Origin of the sequence: Burkholderia sp. Ed8, from assembly GCF_040761425.1 — a bacterium.
GTDB lineage: Bacteria > Pseudomonadota > Gammaproteobacteria > Burkholderiales > Burkholderiaceae > Burkholderia > Burkholderia seminalis.
In genome coordinates, this window is record NZ_CP142885.1 from 1043430 (window position 1) to 1066644 (window position 23215).

A 23215-nucleotide genomic window follows, 5' to 3' on the forward strand; every position below is an offset into this window, starting at 1 on the left:
TGGCGCGAACGGTATCCAGTATACCGCTGCAACGGGCGGCACTTGACGCGGCGACGCGTCAGGCGGATGGACGAACGGCGCGATGCCCGCCGGCACCGCGCCGTTCGTTTGTCATCGGCTGTCGACCACGTCGCGCAGGAACGTATCGAGCGTCGCCACGTCGCCCCACGGCCGCTTGTATGCGCGATCGTGTTCCGCATCGGCGAGCATCGACTCGACGAGCGCGTGGATCGCGGGCCGGCGCGGCCCGTACTCGCTTTCGTTCGCGCGCATCTTCAGTGCGAGCAATGCATCGAGTTCCGCGCGCACCGCCGGCTCGTGCACGGTGCCTTCGACGAGATCCGCGAAGCGCATCGGCGGCATGCCGAGCCCCATGTCGATCCAGCGCACCGCGAGCAGCGGCCGCAGTACGTACAGGTACTTCTTGTAACGCACCGTGTCGCCTTGCAGATAGCCACGAAAGTTCTTCTTCGCCATCGCAAGGTAGTGGTGGCGTCCGCGCACCGGAGAGAAGAACGCCGCCGCCAGCGACCGCAGTCGCGGCGCCCAGCGCGCGTCTTCGCGATACACGACCGGCGAGTCGAGCCATTCGAGCAGCGTGGGATTCGAGCGGCGCAGCAGTTGCAATGCCTTGCGCAGCTCCCAGCCGTTCACGTCGAGTTCGTCGTCGAGCGGCCGTTCGATCACGTCGCGTCGTGCTTCGACGCTCAGGTACCAGTCGCGCCGGTGCACATACACGAAGCGGACGTCGTAGTCGCTGTCCGGCGACGCGAACCCCCAGCCGCGGCTGCCCGATTCGCACGCGAACAGGACGCTCACATCGTGGCGACGCTCGACTTCCGCGAGTTCCGCCATCACGCGCGCCCGCACGGCCGGGGCGACCGGGTGCGCGCTGCGCACGGGCGTCAGGTTTTTTTCCGTTTTCATGATTGTCGTTTCCGTTTCGTTGCGCGCGGCCGCCGGCCATCGGCCGCGCACCGCGCTATCCTTTCACGCACACCACCTGGCGCAGCGTGTGCACCACTTCGACGAGGCTGCGCTGGGCCGCCATCACCGCGTCGATGTCCTTGTAGGCCATCGGGATTTCGTCGACGACGCCCGCGTCCTTCCGGCATTCGACGCCCTGGGTGGCCTTGACCTGGTCGTCGGCCGTGAAGCGGCGCTTCGCTTCGGTGCGGCTCATCGTCCGGCCCGCGCCGTGGCTGCACGAGCAGAAGCTTTCCGGGTTGCCGAGCCCGCGCACGATGAAGCTTTTCGCGCCCATCGAGCCCGGGATGATCCCCAGTTGCCCCTTCTGCGCGGACACCGCCCCCTTGCGCGTCACGAGCACGTCTTCGCCGAAGTGGCGTTCGCGCTGCACGTAGTTGTGGTGACAGTTCACCGCGTGTTCTTCGAGCGCGAACGGCTTCGCGATCACGCCGCGTGCTGCCGCGATCACCGCGTCCATCATCGCCTGCCGGTTGCGCCGCGCGTAGTCCTGCGCCCAGCCGACGGCCTCGACGTAATCGTCGAAGTGCCGGCTGCCTTCGGTGAAATACGCGAGGTTGCGGTCCGGCAGGTTCGCGATGTGCTGGCGCATGTCGGCCTGCGCGAGTTCGATGAACAGGCTGCCGATCGCATTGCCGACGCCGCGCGAGCCGCTGTGCAGCATGAACCACACGTGGTCCGCTTCGTCGACGCACACTTCGATGAAGTGATTGCCGGTGCCGAGCGTGCCGAGATGCGCGTAGTGGTTCGTCTTTTCCAGCTTCGGATACTTGTCGACGATCCGCTGGAAGCCCGGCTGCAGCGACTTCCACGAGTCGGTCACGGCGGCCGGCGTGCGATCGCCCCACGCGCCGGGATCGCGGCGCCCGGGCGCGCGGCCGTGCGGTACCGCGCGTTCGATCGCGCCGCGCAGCCCCGCGAGCGAATCCGGCAGATCCGACGCCGTCAGCGTCGTGCGCGCGGCCATCATCCCGCAGCCGATGTCGACGCCGACCGCGGCCGGGATGATCGCGCCCTTCGTCGGAATCACGCTGCCGATCGTCGACCCCTTGCCGAGGTGGACGTCCGGCATCACCGCGATGTGGCGGAAGACGAACGGCATCTGCGCGGTGTTGCGCAACTGCGCGCGCGCTTCGTCCTCGACGGCGACGCCTTGCGTCCACATCTTCACCGGCTTGCCGTTGGCCAGTTCCATCACCTGATAGTCCATGTTGCTCATTTGCTTCACCTGATTCATTCGATTGTCCGGCGCGACACACGCGTGCCGCGCCGTGTCCTGCATTACGTGCCCTTGATGCTGACGAGTCCGTTCAGCACCTGGTCGAGACCGCCGAACACCGAGATGCGGTCGATCCGTTCCGCGACGCGCTCGAGCGTTTCCAGCTCCTTGAGCCGCAGCGCGGTCGGGTTTTCCTCCATCACCTTCGCGGTGTTCAGCAGCGAACGCGTGGCCGCCGTTTCCTCGCGGCGGCGAATCACGTTCGCCTGGGCGGATTTCTCCGCTTCGACCACCTGCGCGAGGATCGTCTTCATGTCGCCCGGCAGCACGATGTCCTTCACGCCGACGCTGCGCACGTCCACGCCCGAATCGCCGAGACGGGCGCGCACCTGCGCGATCACGACCGCGTCGATCGACTGCTTGTCCTCCAGCAGCTCGTCGAGCGAGCGTGTGCCGACCGCCGAGCGCAGCGCGAACTGCAGCTCGCGATACAAGTGCTCGACCGGTTTTTGCAGCTGGCCGAACGCATGCAGCACGTCCGCGTAACACCACGTCGCCGACAGGTTCAGCCGCAGCGCAACCTTGTCGCGCGTCAGGATTTCCTGCCCGCCGACTTCGATCGCCTGCAGGCGCAGATCGACGAGTTCGACCGCGACGTCGCGGTTGAAGCGCCAGAACGCCGACGTACCCGCGTCCAGCAACCGCTCGATCTTGCCGTCGATCTTCAGCACGCCGACGTGGTACGCCGGCACCTGCGCCACCAGCACGCCCGTCAGGCCCGCCACGCCGCGCGCCCGCAGCGCCGGTTGCGCGATGCGTTTGACGAGCGCGGCCGGCAGCATGCTGTCCTGCGTGAGATCGACGCGTTCGAGACGATGCGCGGCCAGGCCGCGCCAGTACAGCCGGCGCGTGCCCGGTGCCAGGATCTCGACGAGCACGTCGTCTTCATAGCGCAGGCCCGCTTCGTCGTCGGCGAGATCCATCGCGACGAAGTATCGCGCGAGCACGTCGGGCGCGTCGTGGCGCAGATAGTCGGCCAGCGCGGTGTCGGCGAGCGGCGCGTCGAGACGCGCGGTCTGCACCGACAGACGCTTGAACGGATCGAAGGCCTTGAACACGCCCGGTTCCAGCACCTTCACGAAATCGCCTTCGCTCATCAGCAGCGCGCGTTCGTTCTTTTTCACTACATGACGCTTCCACATATTTTTGTCCTTTTTTTCAACGACCGCCGGATCGCGCATCGTGCGGATCGCGGTGCGACGCAACCGGGCGGACGGCGCGCTGGCCGGCGCCGACGCACACGGTGACGCATCCTGCATCGCGTCGTCGTGCGCATTCGCGCGGGCCATGCGGCCGCCCGGCCGATCGCGCGGAACCGCAACCGGTCCGACGCGCGGCGGGCCTGTCGGCCCGCACCGGCGGGTACTGCTTTCATCACGAGACTGTCCTTGCGGACAGGGTTCGAGCGGGATTCGAACCCGCCACCGGCCGGCTTTCGCCGGCTGCTCCACCTGACTGAGCTTCCGAACGACGGGCGCTCCGGGATTCGAACCCGGACGAGGCATCCTGGCGCGCGCCCCTTTGCCTTCATCTGTCCATGGCGGCATGCGCTGCCGCGACGAACGAGGTTCGGCGGCGGCGCACCAGCAGGGCGTGTGAACCCTGGCTCGCGGGCCAGCGGGACATCCGGCGTCTTCTATTTAGCGAGGAGCGTGCCAGTGGCTGCCTTGATGCTCGAATAATTTTTCAAGTGGTTGAAAACAAATGGGAATTTATTTCATTAACCGATTTTCGGTGATGCCGGGCGTGCGGATTCATCATGGAAATCCGATACAATCGGATCGCTTCTTATCCCATGAGATAAAAAATGCGCAAGACCGTCGCGATCGGTTTTCTCGGCACCGTGCTGGACCAGGGCGGCCGCGCGCCGCGCCGTTACCGCAAATGGCGGCCGACGATTTCGCTGTGCGAGCAGCCCGACCTGCCGATCGACCGGCTCGAACTGCTGCATGCGCCGGGCTACACGCGTCTCGCCCACCAGGTGCGGGACGATCTCGCGCGCCTGTCGCCGCATACCGACGTGCGGCTCGTGCCGGTCACGATCCACGATCCGTGGGATTTCGAGGAGGTCTACGCGACGCTGCACGACTACGCACGCGCGTATCCGTTCGACCTCGAGCATGAGGATTACCTGATCCACATCACGACCGGCACGCACGTCGCGCAGATCTGCTGGTTCCTGCTGGCGGAGGCGCGCTACCTGCCCGCGCGCCTCGTGCAGACGGGGCCGCCGCAGCGGACCGACGAAGGGCCGAGCGGGCCGGGCACGATATCGGTGATCGACCTCGACCTGTCGCGCTACAACCGCATCGCGCAGCGCTTCACGCGCGAGCGCGACGAAACGGTGTCGTTCCTGAAGGCCGGCATCGCAACGCGCAACGCGCGCTTCAATGCGCTGATCGAGCAACTGGAGCGCGTCGCCGTGCGGTCGCGCGCGCCGATGCTGCTGGTCGGGCCGACGGGCGCCGGCAAATCGTTTCTCGCGAAGCGCGTGTACGAGCTGAAGCGCGGCCGCCATCGGCTCGCGGGGGCGTTCATCGAGATCAACTGCGCGACGCTGCGCGGCGACGCGGCGATGTCGACGCTGTTCGGTCACGTGAAGGGCGCGTTCACGGGCGCGCAGTCGGCACGGGCGGGGCTGCTGCGCGCGGCCGACGGCGGGCTGCTGTTCCTCGACGAAATCGGCGAACTCGGGCTCGACGAGCAGGCGATGCTGCTGAAGGCGATCGAGGAGAAGCGCTTCCTGCCGGTCGGCGCGGACGTCGAGGCGAGCAGCGATTTCGAGTTGATCGCGGGCACGCATCGCGACCTGCGGCAGATGGTGGCGGCCGGCACGTTCCGCGAGGATCTCTATGCGCGGATCAATCTGTGGACGTACGAATTGCCGGGACTGGCCGAGCGCCGCGAGGACATCGAGCCGAACCTCGAATTCGAACTCGACCGTTTCGGCCGCGAGCAGGGCGAGCAGGTGCGATTCAACGTGGAGGCGAAGCGGCGCTATCTCGCGTTCGCGGCGTCCCCGCGCGCGGTGTGGGCCGGCAACTTCCGCGAACTGTCGGCCTCGGTCACGCGGATGGCGACGCTGGCCGATGCGGGGCGGATTACCGAGGCACTCGCCGAGCAGGAAGTCGAGCGGTTGACGCGCACCTGGTCGTCGCCGCGCGACGCGGGCGCGGCCGACCCGTGCGTCGACGCGGTGTTCGGTGCGCGCGCCGCGGATCTCGACCTGTTCGACCGTGCGCAGCTCGAACGCGTGCTCGACGTGTGCCGCGCGTCGGCGAGCCTGTCGGAGGCGGGGCGCACGCTGTTCGCGGTGTCGCGGCGGAGCAAGAAGCAACCGAACGATGCGGACCGGCTGCGCAAGTATCTCGCGCGGTTCGGGCTCGATTGGGAGGCGGTGCGGCAGGCGCTTGACGCGGCATGACGCGCGGCGGCGCGGCCGGCGCGATCGGTCAGGCCGCCGCCGCCGCCGCGTCGTGAAACGGTGCCAGGAATCCCCAATCCGGGTGTGCCGCCGCGATATCCGCCAGCCCGCGCGCGAACGCATGCGCCGGCAGCCACGGATACCCGAACGCCGCATGCAGCCCGTCGAGCTTCGACGACCGCGGATCGTCGATCGTGTCCATTCGCGCGATGTGGATGTGCAGCGCGGCGATCCGGGCCGCGTCGTCGCGGGTGTCGTCGCCCGCGAACTGCCAGCGGTACGTGCCATGCCCGATCCGCAGCGCGCCGGTGTCCTTCTGCCGCATCACGACGAGCCACGGCATGTTGGCGACGCGATGCGCGTCGACGTCCGGCTCCGCGCAGACGTAACAGGTCCGGCACCGCTCGAACCGCTCGCCGAATTCCTCGACCAGCGTGCGCGCGATGGCGGCCGCGCCCGTCACGCGCGGCGGAAAATCGATATCGTCGCTGGCGAGCGAAAAGCTCAGTTCGGCATCGGCTGCGAAGCAGTCGGCGATCAGTGACGGACGGTTCAGGTCTTTCGCGCGCAGATAACATTCGAGCAGCGCGCGGACCGTCGCGGGATGAAGCGGAAAGGACATGATCGAGTCTCCGGTGCCGGACAATCGGGCAGCATGCGGGTCGCCGGACCCGGCCGGGAGCGCATGTGCCTTTACCGTATAATTTCGTTTCAAAGCTAAATTCGCATGACTGCACGGAGCGTCGACGTCATGGCCAAGCAGCAAGAGGAGTCCGTTCTGACCATTACCAACCCGGCCTGCCTGATCGACGGCACGGACACGGAATTTCGTCACCTGATCAACGGGTTGCTGCCGTTCGCGGCGCGCCTGCTGTCGGTCCGCGACGGTTTCGGCTCGATCGCCGGGCTGACCGGCATCCAGTATTCGTTGCTCGTGTCGGTCGCGCACCTGTCCCACGACGACGTCGTGACCGTCAACCGCCTGGCCGATCACCTGCACCTGAGCGGCGCGTTCGTGACGATCGAAACCGGCAAGCTCAAGAAGCTCGGCCTGATCGACAAGCGGGCGGACCCGGACGACAAGCGCAAGATGCGCGTCACGGTCACGCCGGCCGGCACGAAGCTGCTGAAAGCGCTGGCGCCCACCCAGCAGCGAATCAACAACGTGCTGTTCGAGGGCGTGACCAAGACCGAGTTCAAGGTGCTGTGCTCGGTGATCGACCGCCTCGTCACCAACGGCGATCGCGCAACGCTCGATCTCGCGCACATGATCGCGCGCCAGGAAAAAAGCTGACGCACGCCGGCCGCGGGCCGGCGCGACGCGTCGGCCATGCTCAGTGCGCGGCCCACTCGATCGTATCGAGGTCGACCCCTTCCAGATGCATGTCCCATAGCGGGCTCAGCGCGCGCAGCTTGTCGACCGTGTCGCGCACCTGCGCGATCACGCTGTCCACTTCGGCTTCGGTCGTGAAGCGGCCGAGCGTGAAGCGGATCGAGCTGTGCGCGAGTTCGTCGCTTCGGCCGAGCGCACGCAGCACGTAAGACGGTTCCAGCGACGCCGACGTGCACGCGGAGCCTGACGATACCGCGACGCCCTTGATCCCCATGATCAGCGATTCGCCCTCGACGAAGTTGAAGCTCACGTTCAGGTTGTGCGGAATCCGGCGCGCCAGGTCGCCGTTCACGTAAACCTCGTCGAGCGTCGACAGGCCGGCCAGCAGCCGGTCGCGCAACGCGCCGACGCGGCGGCTTTCTTCCTCCATCTCTTCCTTCGCAAGCCGAAACGCTTCGCCCATCCCGACGATCTGGTGTGTCGGCAGGGTGCCCGAGCGCATCCCGCGCTCGTGGCCGCCGCCGTGCATCTGCGCTTCGATGCGCACGCGCGGCTTGCGGCGCACGTACAGCGCGCCGATTCCCTTCGGGCCGTACACCTTGTGCGCGGTCACCGTCAGCAGGTCGACGTTCAGTGCATTCACGTCCACCGGAATCTTGCCGGCCGCCTGTACGGCGTCGCAGTGGAACACGATGCCGCGGGCGCGGCACAGCGCGCCGATCTCGGCGATCGGCTGGATCACGCCCGTTTCGTTGTTCGCGAGCATCACCGACACCAGAATCGTGTCGGCGCGCAGCGCCCGCCGCAGCGCATCGAGATCGAGCAGACCGTTTTCCTCCACGTCGAGGTAGGTGACGTCGAAGCCCTGGCGTTCGAGTTCGCGGCACGTATCGAGCACGGCCTTGTGTTCGGTCTTCACCGTGACGAGGTGCTTGCCCGTGCCTTGATAGAAGTGCGCGGCGCCCTTGATCGCGAGGTTGTTGCCTTCGGTGGCACCCGATGTCCACACGATTTCGCGCGGGTCCGCGCCGAGCAGCGCGGCGACGTGCGCGCGCGCTTCCTCGACCGCTTGCTCGGCGTCCCAGCCGTGGCTGTGGCTGCGCGAAGCGGGGTTGCCGAACTGCTCGTGCAGGAACGGCACCATTTTGTCGACCACGCGCGGATCGACGGGCGTCGTCGCGCTGTAGTCCATGTAGATCGGGCGGGATGGCATCGAATGGGCTCCGGGAAGCGGGATCTCTCGCGGGTCGCTAAAGCCGCAGGATACGGTTGCCGCAGTGTACGTGGACATTCGCGGGCGTCGCGCAACATCCATCACGCCAGTAGGGTTGTCTTTTAAACAAAGCTTTCAAGATCAGGGTTTACGACAGCTTGAACCGGCTTTTGTGTTTACATTCAATAAAAGCTAAATCACAAAGCTAAATTGAAGTGATTCGTTGGTCGGATTCCGCCGCGGAATCCGGCGATGCAACCCCAGGAGAACGAGATGAGCGAGAACCATGCCGGAACCGGCGCGGGCGCCGACGAGCAGCGACGCTTTCGTACCGCGTTGTCGATGTTCGCGACGGGCGTCGCGGTGATTACCGCCCCGCGCAAAGAGGGGATGCCGGTCGGCATCACGGTCGCGTCATTCAATTCGGTGTCGCTGGATCCGCCGCTGATCCTGTTCTCGGTCGACCGCCGCAGCCTGAGCCTCGGCGACCTGGCCGGCGCGGACGGCTACGCGGTCAACGTGCTCGACGAGACGCAGCAGCACCTGTCGAACTGTTTCGCGAAGGCGAACGGCGACAAGTGGGGCTGGCGCGCCGGCGCGGCGCCCGCCGACGGCGCGGTGCTGCTGCCCGACGCACTCGCGACGTTCGAATGCGAGCCCTATGCGCAATACGACGGCGGCGACCACGTGATCTTCGTCGGCCGCGTGACGCGGCACCGCGCGCGCTCGGAAGGGCGCCCGCTGATCTTCTTTGGCGGTCGCTACCGCGCGCTCGACGGCGCGCATGCGCCGTCCGTGTGAACGCAACCCACGATTCATTCCACCCAGGAGGACATCATGATCAAGAACGGGACTCAGCACATCGCGTCGCTGCGCGACGGGCGGCAGGTCTACCTGAACGGCCAGCCGGCCGGCGACGTGACCGCGCATGCGGCATTCCGCAATTCGATTCGCAGCTACGCGAGCCTGTACGACCACCAGGCGCGCGACGAGAACGTCGAGAAGATGACGTTCGTGTCGCCCGGCACGGGCAACCGCGTGAGCCGGATCTGGCAGCTGCCGACGTCCTATGACGAACTCGTCGAGCGCCGTGCCGCGCTGGAAGCGTGGTCGGAGCTGCATTACGGCTTCATGGGCCGCTCGCCCGACCACGTCGCGTCGTGTCTTTCCGGCATGTATATGGGCGCCGACGTGTTCGAACAATACGACCCGGCGCGCGCCGGCGCGCTGCGCGACTACTACCGTTATGCACGCGACAACGACCTGTTCCTGACCTACGTGATCGTGAATCCGCAGGCGAACCAGTCGAAGGCCGCACACGAGCAGGAGGACAAGTACCTCGCGGTCGGCATCGTCGATCAGGATGCCGAAGGCATCACGGTGCGCGGCGCGAAGATGCTCGCGACGAGCGGGATCATGGCGAACGAGGTGTTCTGCAGCTGCATCCAGCCGCTGCGCGAAGGCGACGAGATGTACGCGCTGTCGTTCGCGGTGCCGATGAACGCGAAGGGTATGAAGATCCTGTCGCGCAAGTCGTACGAGGAGCACGCGACGTCGGTGTTCGACAACCCGCTGTCCAGCCGCTTCGACGAGAACGACGCGGTGCTGTACTTCGACGACGTGAAGGTGCCGTGGGAACGGATCTTCGTCGCCGGCAACACGGCGATGTGCGCGAAGCAGTTTCATGCGACGCCCGCGCACGTGTACCAGAACTATCAGTGCCAGGTGCGCCTGATGACGAAGCTGCGCTTTCTCGTCGGGCTCGGCCTGAAGATTTCCGAGGTCAACGGCACGAACACGTTCCCGCAGGTACGCGAGACGCTGGGCCAGCTCGCGGCCGAAGCGTCGATGGTCGAGGCGTGGGTCTACGGGATGGAAGCGAAGGGCACGGTCGTCAACGGCTTCTACGTGCCCGACCGCAACATGCTGTACGGCTCGCAGGTCGTCACGCAGCAGCTGTATTCGAAGGTGCTCAACACGCTGCGCGAGCTCGCGGGCGGCGGAATGATCATGCTGCCGTCCAGCGTGCGCGATTTCGAGAACCCCGACCTGCTGCGCATCATCGAGAAGACGCAGAAGTCGCCGGTGTGTTCGTCCGAGGAGCGCGTGAAGTTCTTCAAGCTCGCATGGGACGCGGTCGGCTCCGAATTCGCGTCGCGCCACAACCAGTACGAGCTGTTCTACGCCGGCGCGTCGTTCGTCACGAAGGGCCACGCATACCGCACGTACGACTGGCAGCGCGCGTCGCATCTCGTCGATTCGATGCTCGGCAGCTATTCGCTGAACCAGGAACGGTCGACGCCGCACGCCGCTTGACGCGTCGTGCCCGACTTCACCCGCTATCGCATTCAGGAGAGACAGATGGCCATCAACAAGCTTCACGACGAATTCCATACGCTGGACATGCAGCGCGACTGGCGGCTGCCGGAAGGGTATGACCCGGCATCCGGCGCACAGGAGCTGATTCTGTCCGGCGCGCTCGATACCGAGCGCAAGCGCGGCAGCCGCACGCGCCTGCTGCGCCTGCCGGCGGGGCTGCATACGAAGAAGCCGTTCGTGCACGACTACTGGGAAGAGGTGTTCCTGGTCGAGGGCGACCTGACCGTCGGCAACGACGAGCACGGCAACGGCGGCACGCCGTTCAAGGGCTACACGTATGCGGTGCGGCCGCCCGGCGCATGGCACGGCCCGTTCAAGTCGAACGGCGGCTGCGTGCTGCTCGAGATCCACTACTACGACCCGGCCTGAGCGCGGCCGGTCGACGACACACGGCGAGCGGCGCCGCGCGACGCGTGCGCGCCCCGCCACAAGGAGCATTCGATGAAAACCATTACGTTCGCGATCGACGGTCGCGACGGCCGCACCGAGCGCGCGATCGCGATCGACACGCTCGTGATCGCGGGCTGGACCGGCCGTGACACGGCGGCCATGGAGCGGCACATCCGCGAGCTGGAGGCGCTCGGCGTCAGGCGCCCGGCGGCGACGCCGGTTTTCTACCGCGTTGCGGCCGACCGCCTCGACCCGTCGCCCGCGATCCAGGTATCGGGCGGGCAGAGCAGCGGCGAAGCGGAATTCGTGCTGGTGCGCGCCGGCGGCGAGACCTTCGTCGGCATCGCATCCGACCACACCGACCGCGAAGTCGAGACATACGGGATCACCGTGTCGAAGCAGATGTGCGGCAAGCCGTGCGCGAGCACGCTGTGGAAGTTCGACGACGTGGCCGGTCACTGGGATCAGCTCGTGCTGCGCGCGTACGCGACGATCGACGGCGAGCGCGTGCTGTATCAGGAAGGCCAGGTGACGGCGATGCGCGCGCCGGACGATCTGCTCGCGCAGTTCGCGCGCCACGGCGGCCGTTTCGAGAACGGCACCGCGATGCTGTGCGGAACGCTGGCCGCGATCGGCGGCATCCGGCCGGCCGAGCGGTTCGAGATCGAGCTGGAGGATCCGGTGCTGGGCCGCACGATCCGGCATGCGTATGCGGTGGACACGCTACCGGTCGCGGGCTGACGCCACCGGCACACGCGCGCTCATGCGCGGCAGATCGCGATGATCTCCGCGCTGATCGTTTCGTCGAAAGGCGCGCGTTGCCAGTCGCCGCACCACTCGGCCGATGCGAAACCGGCTGCCGACACGCGCGCCTGCAGGGCGGGCTGCGCGATGAAACGCAGCCGGCTCGTGTTCGTCAGCACCGTGTCGTCGCGGCGGAAGCGGTAGTGCGTGTCGAACGTCACGATCGCGTCGTCGACCGCACGCACCGCGTGATGGAGATCGACGCGGCCGAAGTCGCGCGATTCGACGCTGCATGCCGAACGCGCGGGCGTCCACGCGCGCCACGGTGCGACGTGCGGGTTGCGGGTGTCGAACAGGAAGCGGCCGCCGTTGGCGAGCACGCGTCGCACGCCGCGCAGCGTCGCGTCGATTTCATCATCGGACAGCAGGCACTGGAACGCATGCCCGGTCATCACGACCGCATCGAACGGTGCGGCGGGCGGCAGGCTGCCGAGTTCGCATGCGTGCCAGCGCACGGTGTCGGCGCGCGGCTGGCGTCGTGCGTAATCGATCATTGCCGGCGCCGGATCGATCGCGACGACCTCGTGCCCGGCCGACGCGAGCCGGCGTGCGAACGTGCCGGTGCCGCATCCGAGATCGAGGATGCGCTGCGGCGCGGGGCCGATCACGGCTGCATAGAACACGAAGTCGCGATCGCCCGCGTTGAACAGGTCGTAGACCGCGACGAGGCGCGGGTCGATGTAGAGGCGGTCCGCGTCGGCAGGCGTCATGCGGCCGTGCTTATCAGCGCTGCTGCACGGCCACGCGCAGCCCGAGCGCGATGAAGATCGACCCGATGATCTTCCCCTGCCAGCGCGTGAGCCACGTGAGCCGCTTCATGACGCGGCCGAGCGGGCGGATCGAGCACGCGATCAGCGTCGTATAGAGCGAGCTGAGCACGACGAAGATCAGCCCGAGCACCGCGAACTGCACGAACGTCGAGCCGCGCTCCGGGTGCACGAACTGCGGCATGAACGCGAGGAAGAACAGCGCGGTCTTCGGATTCAGCACTTCGGCGGGAATGGCCTGCAGGTACGCGACGAGCGGCGTGACGGGCGCCACCTGCGGCAGCGACGGATCCGACGGTTTTTCCAGCAGCGCACGCGCGCCGAGATAGAGCAGGTACGCGGCGCCGACCAGCTTCACGACGTTGAATGCGAGCGCCGACGTCATCAGCAGCGCGGACAACCCGACGGCCGCGAACAGCGTATGCACGAAGTCGCCGCTCGCGACGCCGAGGCCGGTCAGGATGCCGGTCTTGCGCCCGCCCTGCACGGTGCGGCTCAGCACGAGCAGCACGGCCGGGCCGGGGATCAGGAACAGGCCCAGGACGACGGCGGTGAAAGTGCTCAGCGTGGTCAGGTCGAACATGGCGGCTCCGGCAGGTTGGCGCAGCGGCGGGGGATCGGGGCATTGTATTCGGTTCGGCGGGCGGCCGCTGACGCGCGCTTGAACGGCCCGGCCGTGCCGGCGCCTTTCTGGTATAAGCACGAAACGACGTGCGGCACGGCGTCCGGCTTCTTCCACCGCCTATCGTTTCATGCGCGAGCTTCCACCGACCACCCATCCCGCCGCGGACGCCGACGTCTATCACGTGCCGCGTCCGCTCGTCGTGTTCGGCGGCTCGGTCGTCGAGCCCGAATGGCGGCTGGAGCGGCACAGCCATCGCCAGGCGCAGCTGCTCTACACGCTGAGCGGCGTCGTCTATTGCGAGATCGACGGCGGCGTGTGGAGCGCGCCCCCGCAATGCACGGTGTGGATTCCCGGCGATGTTCCGCACGCGGCGCGCGGCTCGGCCGGCGCGACCTTCTACGCGGTGCTGGTCGAACCCGACGCCGCGCTCGACCTGCCCGCGCGCTGCTGCACGCTGTCCGTGTCGCCGCTGCTGCGCGAACTGCTGCTGAAGGCCGCGAGCTTTCCGAACCTGTACGACGTCGACGGGCCGCAGGGGCGGCTGATGGCGACGCTGCTCGACGAACTCGTCGCGGCGCCGGTCGAGGACCTGTACCTGCCGATGCCGACCGACCGCCGGCTGCGCAAGCTGATCGACCATCTGCTCGACGATCCGGCCGACAAGTCGCCGCTGGCCGAACTCGCACGGCGCGCGGGCATCAGCGAGCGCAGCCTCACACGGCTCGCGACGAAGGAGCTCGGGATGAGCCTCGGCGACTGGCGCCGGCGGCTGCACGTCGCGCTGTCGCTGCGGATGCTGACGACCGGCCGCCGCGTGCACCAGATCGCGATCGACCTCGGCTACGAGAGCGCGAGCAGTTTCGTGACGATGTTCCGCAAGGCGACCGGCAAGTCGCCGACGCAATTCCTGACCGACCGGCAACGCTGAACGCGCCGGCCGCGCCCGCGGATGCGCAGGTTTGGCCAGATTGAAAAAGCAGTTGGCCGGGATGAGAAATGACGCGTTTGGCCTCGATCCATAAAATGAGAATCGTTCTCATCTGGAGGTTGACATGCAAATCACCACGACTGAATTCCCGTTCGTCTGGCTGCGTTACCGCGGTTCGACGCACTTCGAACCGGCCCGGTTGATCGCCGAGCTCGACGCGTTGCTGGCGCGCGGCGAACGCTTCGTTCTTCTGACCGACGACGCGCCGTCCGGCGACGATCGCGGCGATACCGACCACGAGATGCGCAAGCAGCTCGCGAAGTGGAGCAAGGCCAACCGTGCGCAGTCGCGCGAATGGATCCCGGCGATGATCGCGATCGAGCCCGATGCGGCCCGGCGTGCCGCGCTCGATGCATTCTCGGGCACGTTCGAGAAGGTCTGGGGCTATCCGCTGAACGCGGCGGCGAGCCGCGAAGACGCGCTGGCGCTCGCGCAACGGCTGCTCGCCGAACCCGCGCGCCGCATCGCCGCGGCGAACGCCTGACCCGGCCGCCGCGCGGCGCGCGGCTTTCGTCGACATCGACAACCGTGTACGGTGCGCGCACGCGCGCCGCGGCCTGTCGCAACCACGCAGGGGTGACCGGTGGACAATCCGATCCGCGCGATGCGCATCTTCACGCGCATCGTCGAAATGAACAGCTTTACACGCGCGGCGCAGGCGCTCGGCATTTCGCGCGCTACCGCGACGCGGACCGTGCAGGAGCTCGAGGCGGCGCTCGGCACGCCGCTGCTGGTGCGCACGACGCGCGCGCTGCGGACGACGTCCGAAGGCGACGCGTATTACCGGCGCTGCGTGAGCATCACGGCGGACGTCGACGAGCTCGAAGCCAGCATGCGCGGCGCCGCGCGGCATCCGGGCGGGCCGCTGCGCGTCGAGGTGCCGGCGTCGGTGGCCGGTGCGATCGTGCTGCCGGCGCTCGACGCGTTTCACGCCCGGCATCCCGATCTCGTGCTGATGCTGGGCGTGGCCGGGCGCGCGGGCGATCGCGACGCCGACACGGTCGACTGCGGCATCCGGCTGGGCGCGCTGCCCGATTCGTCGCTCGTCGCGCGCCGGCTCGGCACGCTCGAACGCGTGACGTGCGCGAGCCCGGCGTATCTCGACCGCTTCGGCGTTCCGCGCACGCTCGACGCGCTCACGGCGCACCGCGCGGTCAGCGGTGCGCGGGTACCCGGCCAGCGCTCGGCCGAACTCGATTTCGTCGCGGACGACGGCGTGCGCAAGGTCCGGCTCGACAGCATCGTCAGCGTGGACGACGAGCAGGCGTACCTGGCCTGCGGCGTGCACGGCCTCGGGCTGATCCAGCCGACGCGCATCGCCGCGCAGCCGCTGATCGACGCGGGCCGGCTGCGGGAAGTGCTGCCGTGCTGGCAACCCGAGCCGGCCGCCGTGTCGGCGGTCTACGTGAAGCGCCCGCATGTGTCGCCCGGCGTGCGCGCGTTCGTCGACTGGATCGCCGAGCGTTTCGTGCAGGCCGCGCACGAGCATGAAGGGCTGGCGGCGGCGGGGGCGGCAGGGTGGCGGGCGCGAGAGGCAGCTGTGACGCGTGAGCCTGTTGCGAGCAGCGTGCGCGCGGCGCCGGCAACGACCGGCATCGATCTTGAACACGTCGCGCTGGTCGCCGCGAGCTGAGTGGCCGGCGGATCGGCTTCCGGCGCGTTATCCGCCTCTCGACCGCCCCAGCGCTTCCGCCAGAAAATCCACGAACGCGCGAATCCGCGCGGACGTCTGGTGACGCTGCGCATACACTGCGTAGACATCGGCGCTCGGCATTTCGTGATCGGGCAGCACGACGGCGAGACGCCCGTCCGCGAGGTAGTCGCGCAGGTCCCGTTCCGCGTGCATCAGAATTCCGTGTCCGTCGAGCGCCCACTTCACCGCGATCTTGCCGTCGTTCGTCGTCCGGTTGCCGTTGATCCGAACGGCTTCCGTGTGGCGTGTCGAGCCGTGTCCGTTCGTCAGGCGCCGTACTCTTCGTCGCCTTGCCGGATGCCGATGCAGGTGTGCCGCGTGAGGTCGTGCCGCGCGAGATGCGCACAGAAGCCGGCGGTTCGATGCGAGCCGTCGCGCGACGACGCGCGTGTCGGGCGGCTCGCCGAAGCGGATGCATACGTCGAATGAGTCGTCAGTGAGCGGCACCACTCGTAAGCGCGAGGTGCGCCGAAACGGCGGACGGGTGCGCATCGCGTACCCGTCCGGCTTCATGCGTCGTGACGCGCGACCGGCTTCAGCTGTGCGTGAGCGTCAACGCATGGAACTTCACGACGGTGCCGGGCGTCGTCAGCGGCGTACCGGACACCGCCGTCTGGTCGTAGTCGCCGGCCTTGAAGTAGAAGCCTTCGCCGTCGAAGCTCGAATCCATCGTGAAGGTCCTGGTCGTGCCGTTCGCGGTGACGGTGATCGTCGTGCCGCTCAGGCTCAGCGCATAACTGAACTTCTTGCCGACGCCGACCGTCGTGATCGGCGTGGTCGTCGACTTGCCGCCCTGGTTGGTGCTTTCGAGCAGCAACTGGACGACCCCGCCGGACGTGAACTGCAGCTCGCACAGCGGCTTGCTCGGGCCGGTGCCCTGGAAGATCTGGCCGATCGTCGTGTGATCGGGCACCTGCATGACGGTCACTGTCGCGTTCAGCCGGTTGGTGCCGGAGGTCGGCCAGATCGCGTTCTCGCGCAGCTCAGTGCGCGGATGCAGCGAGCCGGACGTCGTCCAGCCCTGCGTCGGGTCCATCATCACCATCGAGCCGTCGCTGCCGTCCGTATAGAAATACGTCGGGTTCACGTAGCCGCCCGCGAGCGACGAACCGCTCACGGTATCGACCTTGCCGGGCGCGCCGGTCGGCAACTGCAGCGTGAACGGTGCGAGGTTGAAGTTCGAGCCGGGCGGATTCGACGGACTGAGCGCCATGACGGTGGCCTGCTGGCGCGCGGCGGCGGCCGGGCTGGCCGGGTCGTCACCGCCGCAGGCGGAAAGGAACGCAACGGACAGCACGGCGGCGACGCACGGGATGATCCGGTTCTTCATGATGTCTCTCTCTCTGATGGTCCGTGGCTGGGTGCCACGTCGTGGATAACGTTTTCCTTTTTTGGCATGAGATCGCCGGGAAGGCGGTCGACAGCCTGTAGAAAGCACGCCAAAACACAGAAAGCAGGTGCGGTTCGAAAGCGACTGCAGAAACTGCAAAGCGGGGAATGCTGATATTTCACGAGGCTTGCGATCGGCTTTCCGGATGGCACTTGGCGGCCGATCGGGAACGATGCTAGCAAGAAGCCTTGGAAGAGTAAACGTTTTCCTATCCGGGTATGGCAACGCCACATGGCGTCGAGCCGCGGCGAGCATCATTCGGGTTTCGGTACCGCGGCGTGCGTGCTGGCATGGGCGTTACGACGCCACGGTAGCGACGTGCCGCGCGATGCGCGCCGCACATGCATCGGGCGTCGTACCGGCCGTGTCCAGCACCATCTGGCTGAACGGCCGCGACGCATAGCCTTCGCGATACATCTCGGCGATCCGGCTGCGCTCCCAGTCCGTCAGCGCGCGCGTGCCGCGATTCGACGCCGCGATCGCTTCGGGCGGTGCTAGCGTGACGACGAACAACCTTGCATCACGCGCGTCGCAGGCGGCGCGCAGCCGCGCGTGTTCCGCTTCGTCGATCGGATAGGCGATGACCAGATGGCGTTCGCGCGCGGCCGCGATCTGCGCGACGAGACGTTCGAGCGCGAGTGCCCACTGCACGTCCAACGGCGCGTCGTCGGGCGCATCGTGATCGTCGCCGTCGATGAAGCACGCATCGGGCAGCACGCGTGCGAGCGCGAGGCCGATCGTCGTCTTGCCGCTGTTGATCGGGCCGTTCAGATGGATGACGGTAAGGGCGGTCATGGATCGAGGCAGGAATCGGACGACTCGCAGCTTGCCATGACGAACGTGGCGGTGCAGTGCCGTGAGGGCGTCGCGCGGCGCGATGTAAAAAGAGAGGGAAGGCGGGCAGGCAGGAAGGGGAGGCGGCAGGCTGCGTGCGCGACGAGGCGTCGCACATGCAGCCTGCCCGACCGTGCCGCATGCAGCGATGCGGCACGGCGTCGAGCGAGACGGCTTACTTGTCGTCGCCCTTGATCTGCGGCAGTGCCGACGCTTCGCCCGGCGTCAGCAGGCCGACTTGCGCATACACGCGCAGCTTGTCGCGCGTATCGGTGATGTCGAGGTTGCGCATCGTCAGCTGGCCGATCCGGTCGCGCGGCGAGAACGTCGATGCAACCTTTTCCATCGACAGGCGTTCCGGCTGGTACGTGAGGTTCGGCGACTTCGTGCTCAGGATCGAGTAGTCGTTGCCGCGGCGCAGTTCGATCTTCACTTCGCCGGTGATCGCGCGTGCGACCCAGCGTTGCGCGGTTTCGCGCAGCATGATCGCCTGCGGGTCGAACCAGCGGCCCTGGTACAGCAGGCGGCCGAGGCGGCGGCCGTTCTCGCGGTACTGCTCGATCGTGTCTTCGTTGTGGATGCCGGTAACGAGGCGCTCGTACGCGATGTACAGCAGCGCGAGGCCCGGGGCTTCGTAGATGCCGCGGCTCTTCGCCTCGATGATCCGGTTCTCGATCTGGTCGCTCATGCCGAGGCCGTGGCGGCCGCCGATGCGGTTCGCTTCCAGCAGCAGCTCGACCTGATCCTTGAACTCGACGCCGTTCAGCGCGACCGGCTGGCCGGCTTCGAAGCGCACCGTCACTTCTTCCGCGGCGATCTTCACGTCGTCGCGCCAGAACGCGACGCCCATGATCGGGTTCACGATCTTGATGCCGCTTTCGAGGCTTTCCAGATCCTTCGCTTCGTGCGTCGCGCCGAGCAGGTTCGAGTCGGTCGAATACGCCTTCTCGGCCGACATCTTGTACGCGAAACCCGCCTGGTTCATGAACTCGGACATTTCGGCACGGCCGCCGAGCTCGTCGATGAAGGTCTGGTCGAGCCACGGCTTGTAGATCTTCAGATCCGGGTTCACGAGCAGGCCGTAGCGGTAGAAGCGCTCGATGTCGTTGCCCTTGTACGTGCTGCCGTCGCCCCAGATGTTGACGCCGTCTTCCTTCATCGCGGCGACGAGCATCGTGCCCGTCACGGCGCGGCCGATCGGCGTCGTGTTGAAGTACGTGACGCCGGCCGTCGTGATGTGGAACGCGCCGCTTTGCAGCGCCGCGATGCCTTCGGCGACGAGCTGCGCACGGCAGTCGATCAGGCGGGCGCCGGCTGCGCCGTATTCGATCGCGCGTTTCGGGATCGCGTCGTAATCGTCTTCGTCGGGCTGGCCGAGGTTCGCCGTGTATGCGTACGGGACGGCGCCCTTCAGTTTCATCCAGTGCAGCGCAGCGCTGGTGTCCAGGCCGCCGGAGAAGGCGATACCGACCTTCTGGCCGGTCGGGAGGCTTTCGAGAATCGTGCTCATAGGAATTACCGTGGATTGAAGCCGGTGGGATCGTATTTCGCGGAATATGCGAGTATCGGCTGTCCGGGAAGTTGGGGCAAGGGCTGATTTTCGTGCGGAATCGTCGTCCGGCCCGTCGGGCGGGCCGGACGGCCGGTTAACCGGACGGAGAACGCGAGGCCGAAAGGCGCGAAATCGCGGCTGAAACCGCCGGTGCCGGGTCCGGTCGCGGGGCCGATTTGCGGGGCCGGATCGACCGAAACATGCGGCAGCCGTTATGGAAATGCCGGTCGATTATTCCGAAAGGATTATGAAAGACTGCCGCCCGACACCCGGAATCCGCCTGGAACCTCAGATATTCCACGACTGCGCGGTATCCAGCAGCTTCTCGCGCAACTGGTCGACTTCGCCGGCCAGCTTGGCCGTGATCGACACATAGCCGGACAGCTGCGGCGGCGGCACGTCGTGCGGCGGGTCGGCCGGCCGGCGGCGCGGCGCAAGCCGGCTCGGCGTGCCGAACTTGAGCGCGCGGCTGGCGCCGACCAGCGTGTCGCGGATGCGCCGGTTCACGGCCTTCATCTCGGCGCGCATGTATTCGCGGGCCGCCACGTCGTCGCGGGCCGGCACCGCGCTCGACAGGATCTCCAGGTAGCCGATGCACAGGCGCAGGCTGCGCTGGATCGCCTCGAGCTGCGCCATCGACGTCTCGCATTCCTTCGACACCGACGGCATCAGCGAACGCAGCTGCACGAGCAGCGCGCTCAGCGCGGCCATTTCCTTCAGGTGCGCGTCGTCGCTGACCGGGCGGTCGCCCGCGAGCCGGGCATGCACGGCCGCGCACGCGCGCAGCGCGTCGGCGAGCTTGTAGCGCCACGAATAGGTGGCGTAGAGCGGCAGCGCGAACGAGAACGCCAGCGCGATCGCGATGCCGGTCAGCACGTTCACCGCGCGCCACAGGCCGTCGACGATCTCGTTGTCGCCGTGCCCGGCGACGATCACCATCGTGATCGCCGACAGCAGCGCGATGTAGCCGGCCTTGCCGATCGCGTGATACGCGCAGATGCCGCATGCGACGGCCATCAGCAGGTAGATCGCGACGGGCGCATGCAAGACGGAATACAGCACGATCAGCCCGAGCCCCGCGAGCGCGCCGATCGACGTGCCGAGCGCGCGCTCGGCCGCTTTCTTGCGGATGTTGCCGTGATGCTGCAGCCCGCCGACGACGATCAGCACGGTGATCGTCGACCACTCGCCGTGCGGCACGTTCAGGCCGGTGGACAGCGCGATCGACACGAGAATCGCGAGCGCGACGCGCGCCGCATGGATCAGCTTCGCGTGCCGGTAGCGGCGATACGGGTCGAGCAGCGGGCGGAGCGCATTGCGCAGCAGGGGCGGCAGTCGGGTAGGGAGCGGGGTGGTCATGACGAAACGGAGGTGGCCGGAACGCGCACGGCGGCGTGCGCGGGCAGGCGCGACGCCGCTGGCGCAGCAGACGTCACGCTAACCGAACGCGCGCGGGCTGTCCACGGCGCGGCCGGGCGGCACGCGACGTCACGCGTCGGCCGGAGTCGGCAGCGCTTCCAGCACGCGGTTGCGGCCGCCGGACTTCGCGCGGTACAGCGCTTCGTCGGCGCGACGCAGCAGCGTCGCGGCGTTCATCCGGCCGTCGGCGGTGGTCGCGGTGCCGATGCTGGCCGTGACGCGCCCGTACGGGCTCTTCACGTGCTCGATGCCGAGCTCCGCGATCGCGTACCGGATGGCTTCGGCGACGGTGGCCGCGCCTTGCGCGTCGGTGTCGGGCAGCGTGACGACGAATTCCTCGCCGCCGTAGCGCGCGACATGGTCGCTGTTGCGGCGCAGGCAGCCCGACGCGGATTGCGCGACGCGGCGCAGCACGTCGTCGCCGGCCGGGTGGCCGTAGTAGTCGTTGAATGCCTTGAAGTGATCGACGTCGACGAACAGCACGGACAGCGGCCGGCCGTTGCGTGCCGCGCGCTGCGCTTCTTTCGCGAGCACCGTGTCGAACGTGCCGCGGTTGTCGAGGCCCGTCAGCGAATCGGTGTGCGCGAGCCGGTACAGCTTCGATTCGGCGACCTGCCGGCGCTTCAGTTCGCGCGACAGCGCGAGCGATCCCCACGCGATGAATCCGGTGAACAGGCACATCAGCACGACGGTCCAGACCGCGCGGTAGTGCCACGACGCGTAGATGTCGAGCTCGGCCGGTGCGACGTCGACGATCAGCGGCAGGCCGGCGAGATGCTTGTAGACGTAGATGCGCCGGACGCCGTCGATCGCGCCGATGCCGGTCAGCTCGCCGATGCGGCTGCGCTGCGACTCGATGAACAGCGGCGAGTCGTGCAAGTCGAGGCCGACCACGCGGGTGTCGTACGGCAGGCGCGATACGAGCGTGCCGTTGTCCTCGACGATCGCCGCGCTGCCGTGCCGGCCGACCGCGAGGCCGTCGAGCAGCGCGCGGAAGTAGTCGATGCTGAGCGTGCCGACGACGATGCCGCCGAAACTGCCGTCGGGCAGGGTGATCCGGCGGCTGAGCGCGATCGTCAGTGCGCCGCCGCGCAGCCGGGAAGCGTACGGGCGGCTGATGTAGAGGCCGCGGGCGAGGCCGTCGCGATGCACGGCGAAATAGTCGCGGTCGGCGAAATTGCCTTGCCGGGCAGGCGACGCACTCGAATCGATCATGATATTGCCGTGCGGATCCATCACGAAAATCGAGCCGAGATACTCGCCGGTTGCCGCGCGGTCGAACAGCAGCCGGTGGCGCTGGCGCGGCGGCAATGTCATCAGCTCGGGATCGGTGACGCCGTCGACGACGTTTTGCAGCGACAAATCGTAGAGTTCGATATTGCGCGCGATATCGCGCTCGATCAGCAGCATCAGGTTGCGCGCATTTTCGACCGCATGGTCATACGCGTCGCGCCTTGCCTCGATTAATAGCGACGTGGAAAGTCCCCAACTGAACATCAGCAGCAAGATGCCCGCAACGAGCACGCCGCGGGGCGACAGAACGCGTGCCACGATCGACGCGGTGTGGCGGCGCAGCGTGGCGGGCAGCGGGAGTGACTTCATCCTCGGGCGTGGCGGGCGGCGGATATTCGCGTGACTGGCGGTTCCGCGCGCGGATTATTTCGAATTAATCCGCATTATCTCGCGAAATCATGATTTTCGCGTGCGCATGCAAAACATGCATGCGGAAACGGCGATTCGAAACCGTTACGCGCCATTACCGCATCGCGCGCGGGCAGGTTGATTTGAATCAATTATCAGACCAGGTCATTTTGTCTGATTAATGGAGTGAAGAAGTGTCGATTTTGCGCGTCGGCGCGGTATTTGGCGGATCGCGACAGGATTGGCTGCTTTCGGGCCGGAATGAAAAACCGGATAACCACGAGTAACGCGTGGGTTTTTGGGGCGGCATGCGGTTGCGACCGCGCCGACGCAGCCAACGCCCCGACGGCGCGACATCTCCCCGCGCTGGCAAGCGTGCCGGGCCGACCGGTCCCGTTGGCGAATCAGGTAGAATCCGCGCTTCGCCGCAGGCGCCCGCCGCGCAACGCGTATCGGGGCCGCATCGAATGCATCGCCGGACGCGCACCGCGCTCCGG

General features: G+C 67.3%; 22 protein-coding genes. 9 read left to right on the forward strand and 13 right to left on the reverse strand.

All coding sequences use genetic code 11. The features are described from left to right. Positions 1–111: 111 nt before the first annotated feature. The 3 genes from VXM69_RS04935 to VXM69_RS04945 form a co-directional block, all read right to left on the reverse strand. On the reverse strand, positions 112–927 hold the full coding sequence (locus VXM69_RS04935) for a nucleotidyltransferase domain-containing protein (RefSeq protein WP_367189095.1): 816 nt from the start codon (positions 925–927) through the stop codon (positions 112–114). Between the two features lie 55 nt (positions 928–982). Continuing rightward, positions 983–2206 carry an RtcB family protein gene (locus VXM69_RS04940; RefSeq protein ID WP_049036771.1) on the reverse strand — a complete coding sequence of 408 codons (1224 nt, stop codon included), beginning with the start codon at positions 2204–2206 and terminating at the stop codon, positions 983–985. 62 nt (positions 2207–2268) lie between these two features. After that, entirely contained in the window at positions 2269–3408 is a 1140-nt protein-coding gene (locus tag VXM69_RS04945; RefSeq protein ID WP_034185957.1) for a slipin family protein, read from the reverse strand. Between the two features lie 665 nt (positions 3409–4073). Between VXM69_RS04945 and rtcR the strand changes: the two genes are divergently transcribed. After that, positions 4074–5690, forward strand: coding sequence for an RNA repair transcriptional activator RtcR (rtcR, locus tag VXM69_RS04950; protein ID WP_049036766.1), 1617 nt, complete (start codon positions 4074–4076; stop codon positions 5688–5690). A 28-nt stretch (positions 5691–5718) separates the two neighbouring features. On the opposite strand, the gene VXM69_RS04955 is transcribed toward rtcR, so the two are convergent. Next, positions 5719–6312, reverse strand: a complete 594-nt coding sequence (locus VXM69_RS04955) for a nuclear transport factor 2 family protein (protein ID WP_049036765.1) — start codon at positions 6310–6312, stop codon at positions 5719–5721. 129 nt (positions 6313–6441) lie between these two features. Here VXM69_RS04955 and VXM69_RS04960 point away from each other — a divergent pair, with 129 nt between their 5' ends. Then, positions 6442–6984 (forward strand): MarR family winged helix-turn-helix transcriptional regulator, encoded by a 543-nt coding sequence (locus VXM69_RS04960; RefSeq protein WP_034185598.1) that lies wholly within the window; start codon positions 6442–6444, stop codon positions 6982–6984. Positions 6985–7024: 40 nt separating this feature from the next. On the opposite strand, the gene VXM69_RS04965 is transcribed toward VXM69_RS04960, so the two are convergent. Beyond that, positions 7025–8236: an IscS subfamily cysteine desulfurase gene (locus VXM69_RS04965; protein ID WP_059558576.1), complete on the reverse strand. Its 1212-nt coding sequence runs from the start codon at positions 8234–8236 to the stop codon at positions 7025–7027. 273 nt (positions 8237–8509) lie between these two features. Here VXM69_RS04965 and VXM69_RS04970 point away from each other — a divergent pair, with 273 nt between their 5' ends. The 4 genes from VXM69_RS04970 to VXM69_RS04985 all read left to right on the forward strand — a co-directional run bounded on the left by VXM69_RS04970 (position 8510) and on the right by VXM69_RS04985 (position 11746). After that, positions 8510–9037 (forward strand): flavin reductase family protein, encoded by a 528-nt coding sequence (locus VXM69_RS04970; protein ID WP_226193648.1) that lies wholly within the window; start codon positions 8510–8512, stop codon positions 9035–9037. A gap of 36 nt (positions 9038–9073) precedes the next feature. Next, positions 9074–10552 (forward strand): 4-hydroxyphenylacetate 3-hydroxylase family protein, encoded by a 1479-nt coding sequence (locus VXM69_RS04975; protein WP_367189096.1) that lies wholly within the window; start codon positions 9074–9076, stop codon positions 10550–10552. Positions 10553–10597: 45 nt separating this feature from the next. Then, a complete protein-coding gene (locus VXM69_RS04980; RefSeq protein WP_011356002.1) occupies positions 10598–10984 on the forward strand; it encodes a hypothetical protein in 387 nt (128 codons plus the stop codon). A 72-nt stretch (positions 10985–11056) separates the two neighbouring features. Next, a complete protein-coding gene (locus VXM69_RS04985; RefSeq protein ID WP_049035523.1) occupies positions 11057–11746 on the forward strand; it encodes a DUF2848 domain-containing protein in 690 nt (229 codons plus the stop codon). 20 nt (positions 11747–11766) lie between these two features. On the opposite strand, the gene VXM69_RS04990 is transcribed toward VXM69_RS04985, so the two are convergent. Next, positions 11767–12519, reverse strand: coding sequence for a bifunctional 2-polyprenyl-6-hydroxyphenol methylase/3-demethylubiquinol 3-O-methyltransferase UbiG (locus tag VXM69_RS04990; protein WP_049035525.1), 753 nt, complete (start codon positions 12517–12519; stop codon positions 11767–11769). A gap of 13 nt (positions 12520–12532) precedes the next feature. Then, positions 12533–13159, reverse strand: coding sequence for a LysE family translocator (locus tag VXM69_RS04995; RefSeq protein ID WP_049035527.1), 627 nt, complete (start codon positions 13157–13159; stop codon positions 12533–12535). 169 nt (positions 13160–13328) lie between these two features. On the opposite strand from VXM69_RS04995, the gene VXM69_RS05000 reads away from it, so the two are divergent. The 3 genes from VXM69_RS05000 to VXM69_RS05010 all read left to right on the forward strand — a co-directional run bounded on the left by VXM69_RS05000 (position 13329) and on the right by VXM69_RS05010 (position 15822). Beyond that, positions 13329–14129 carry a helix-turn-helix domain-containing protein gene (locus VXM69_RS05000; protein WP_034185606.1) on the forward strand — a complete coding sequence of 267 codons (801 nt, stop codon included), beginning with the start codon at positions 13329–13331 and terminating at the stop codon, positions 14127–14129. Positions 14130–14253: 124 nt separating this feature from the next. Continuing rightward, positions 14254–14673, forward strand: a complete 420-nt coding sequence (locus VXM69_RS05005; protein WP_034185607.1) for an ATP--cob(I)alamin adenosyltransferase — start codon at positions 14254–14256, stop codon at positions 14671–14673. Between the two features lie 99 nt (positions 14674–14772). Continuing rightward, positions 14773–15822, forward strand: coding sequence for a LysR family transcriptional regulator (locus VXM69_RS05010; RefSeq protein WP_080287694.1), 1050 nt, complete (start codon positions 14773–14775; stop codon positions 15820–15822). 27 nt (positions 15823–15849) lie between these two features. Here VXM69_RS05010 and VXM69_RS05015 read toward each other — a convergent pair whose 3' ends face one another. The 6 genes from VXM69_RS05015 to VXM69_RS05040 form a co-directional block, all read right to left on the reverse strand. After that, positions 15850–16395 carry a LysR substrate-binding domain-containing protein gene (locus tag VXM69_RS05015; protein WP_124668780.1) on the reverse strand — a complete coding sequence of 182 codons (546 nt, stop codon included), beginning with the start codon at positions 16393–16395 and terminating at the stop codon, positions 15850–15852. 22 nt (positions 16396–16417) lie between these two features. Next, complete coding sequence (locus VXM69_RS05020; protein ID WP_367189097.1) at positions 16418–17212, reverse strand: polysaccharide lyase family 7 protein; 795 nt, start codon at positions 17210–17212, stop codon at positions 16418–16420. A 357-nt stretch (positions 17213–17569) separates the two neighbouring features. Then, entirely contained in the window at positions 17570–18067 is a 498-nt protein-coding gene (locus VXM69_RS05025) for a shikimate kinase (protein ID WP_367189098.1), read from the reverse strand. A gap of 214 nt (positions 18068–18281) precedes the next feature. Continuing rightward, positions 18282–19616 (reverse strand): argininosuccinate synthase, encoded by a 1335-nt coding sequence (argG, locus tag VXM69_RS05030; protein WP_034185610.1) that lies wholly within the window; start codon positions 19614–19616, stop codon positions 18282–18284. Positions 19617–19946: 330 nt separating this feature from the next. Further along, positions 19947–21017 carry an FUSC family protein gene (locus VXM69_RS05035; protein ID WP_124609035.1) on the reverse strand — a complete coding sequence of 357 codons (1071 nt, stop codon included), beginning with the start codon at positions 21015–21017 and terminating at the stop codon, positions 19947–19949. Between the two features lie 129 nt (positions 21018–21146). Continuing rightward, entirely contained in the window at positions 21147–22679 is a 1533-nt protein-coding gene (locus VXM69_RS05040) for a sensor domain-containing diguanylate cyclase (RefSeq protein WP_059558532.1), read from the reverse strand. Positions 22680–23215 lie beyond the last annotated feature (536 nt).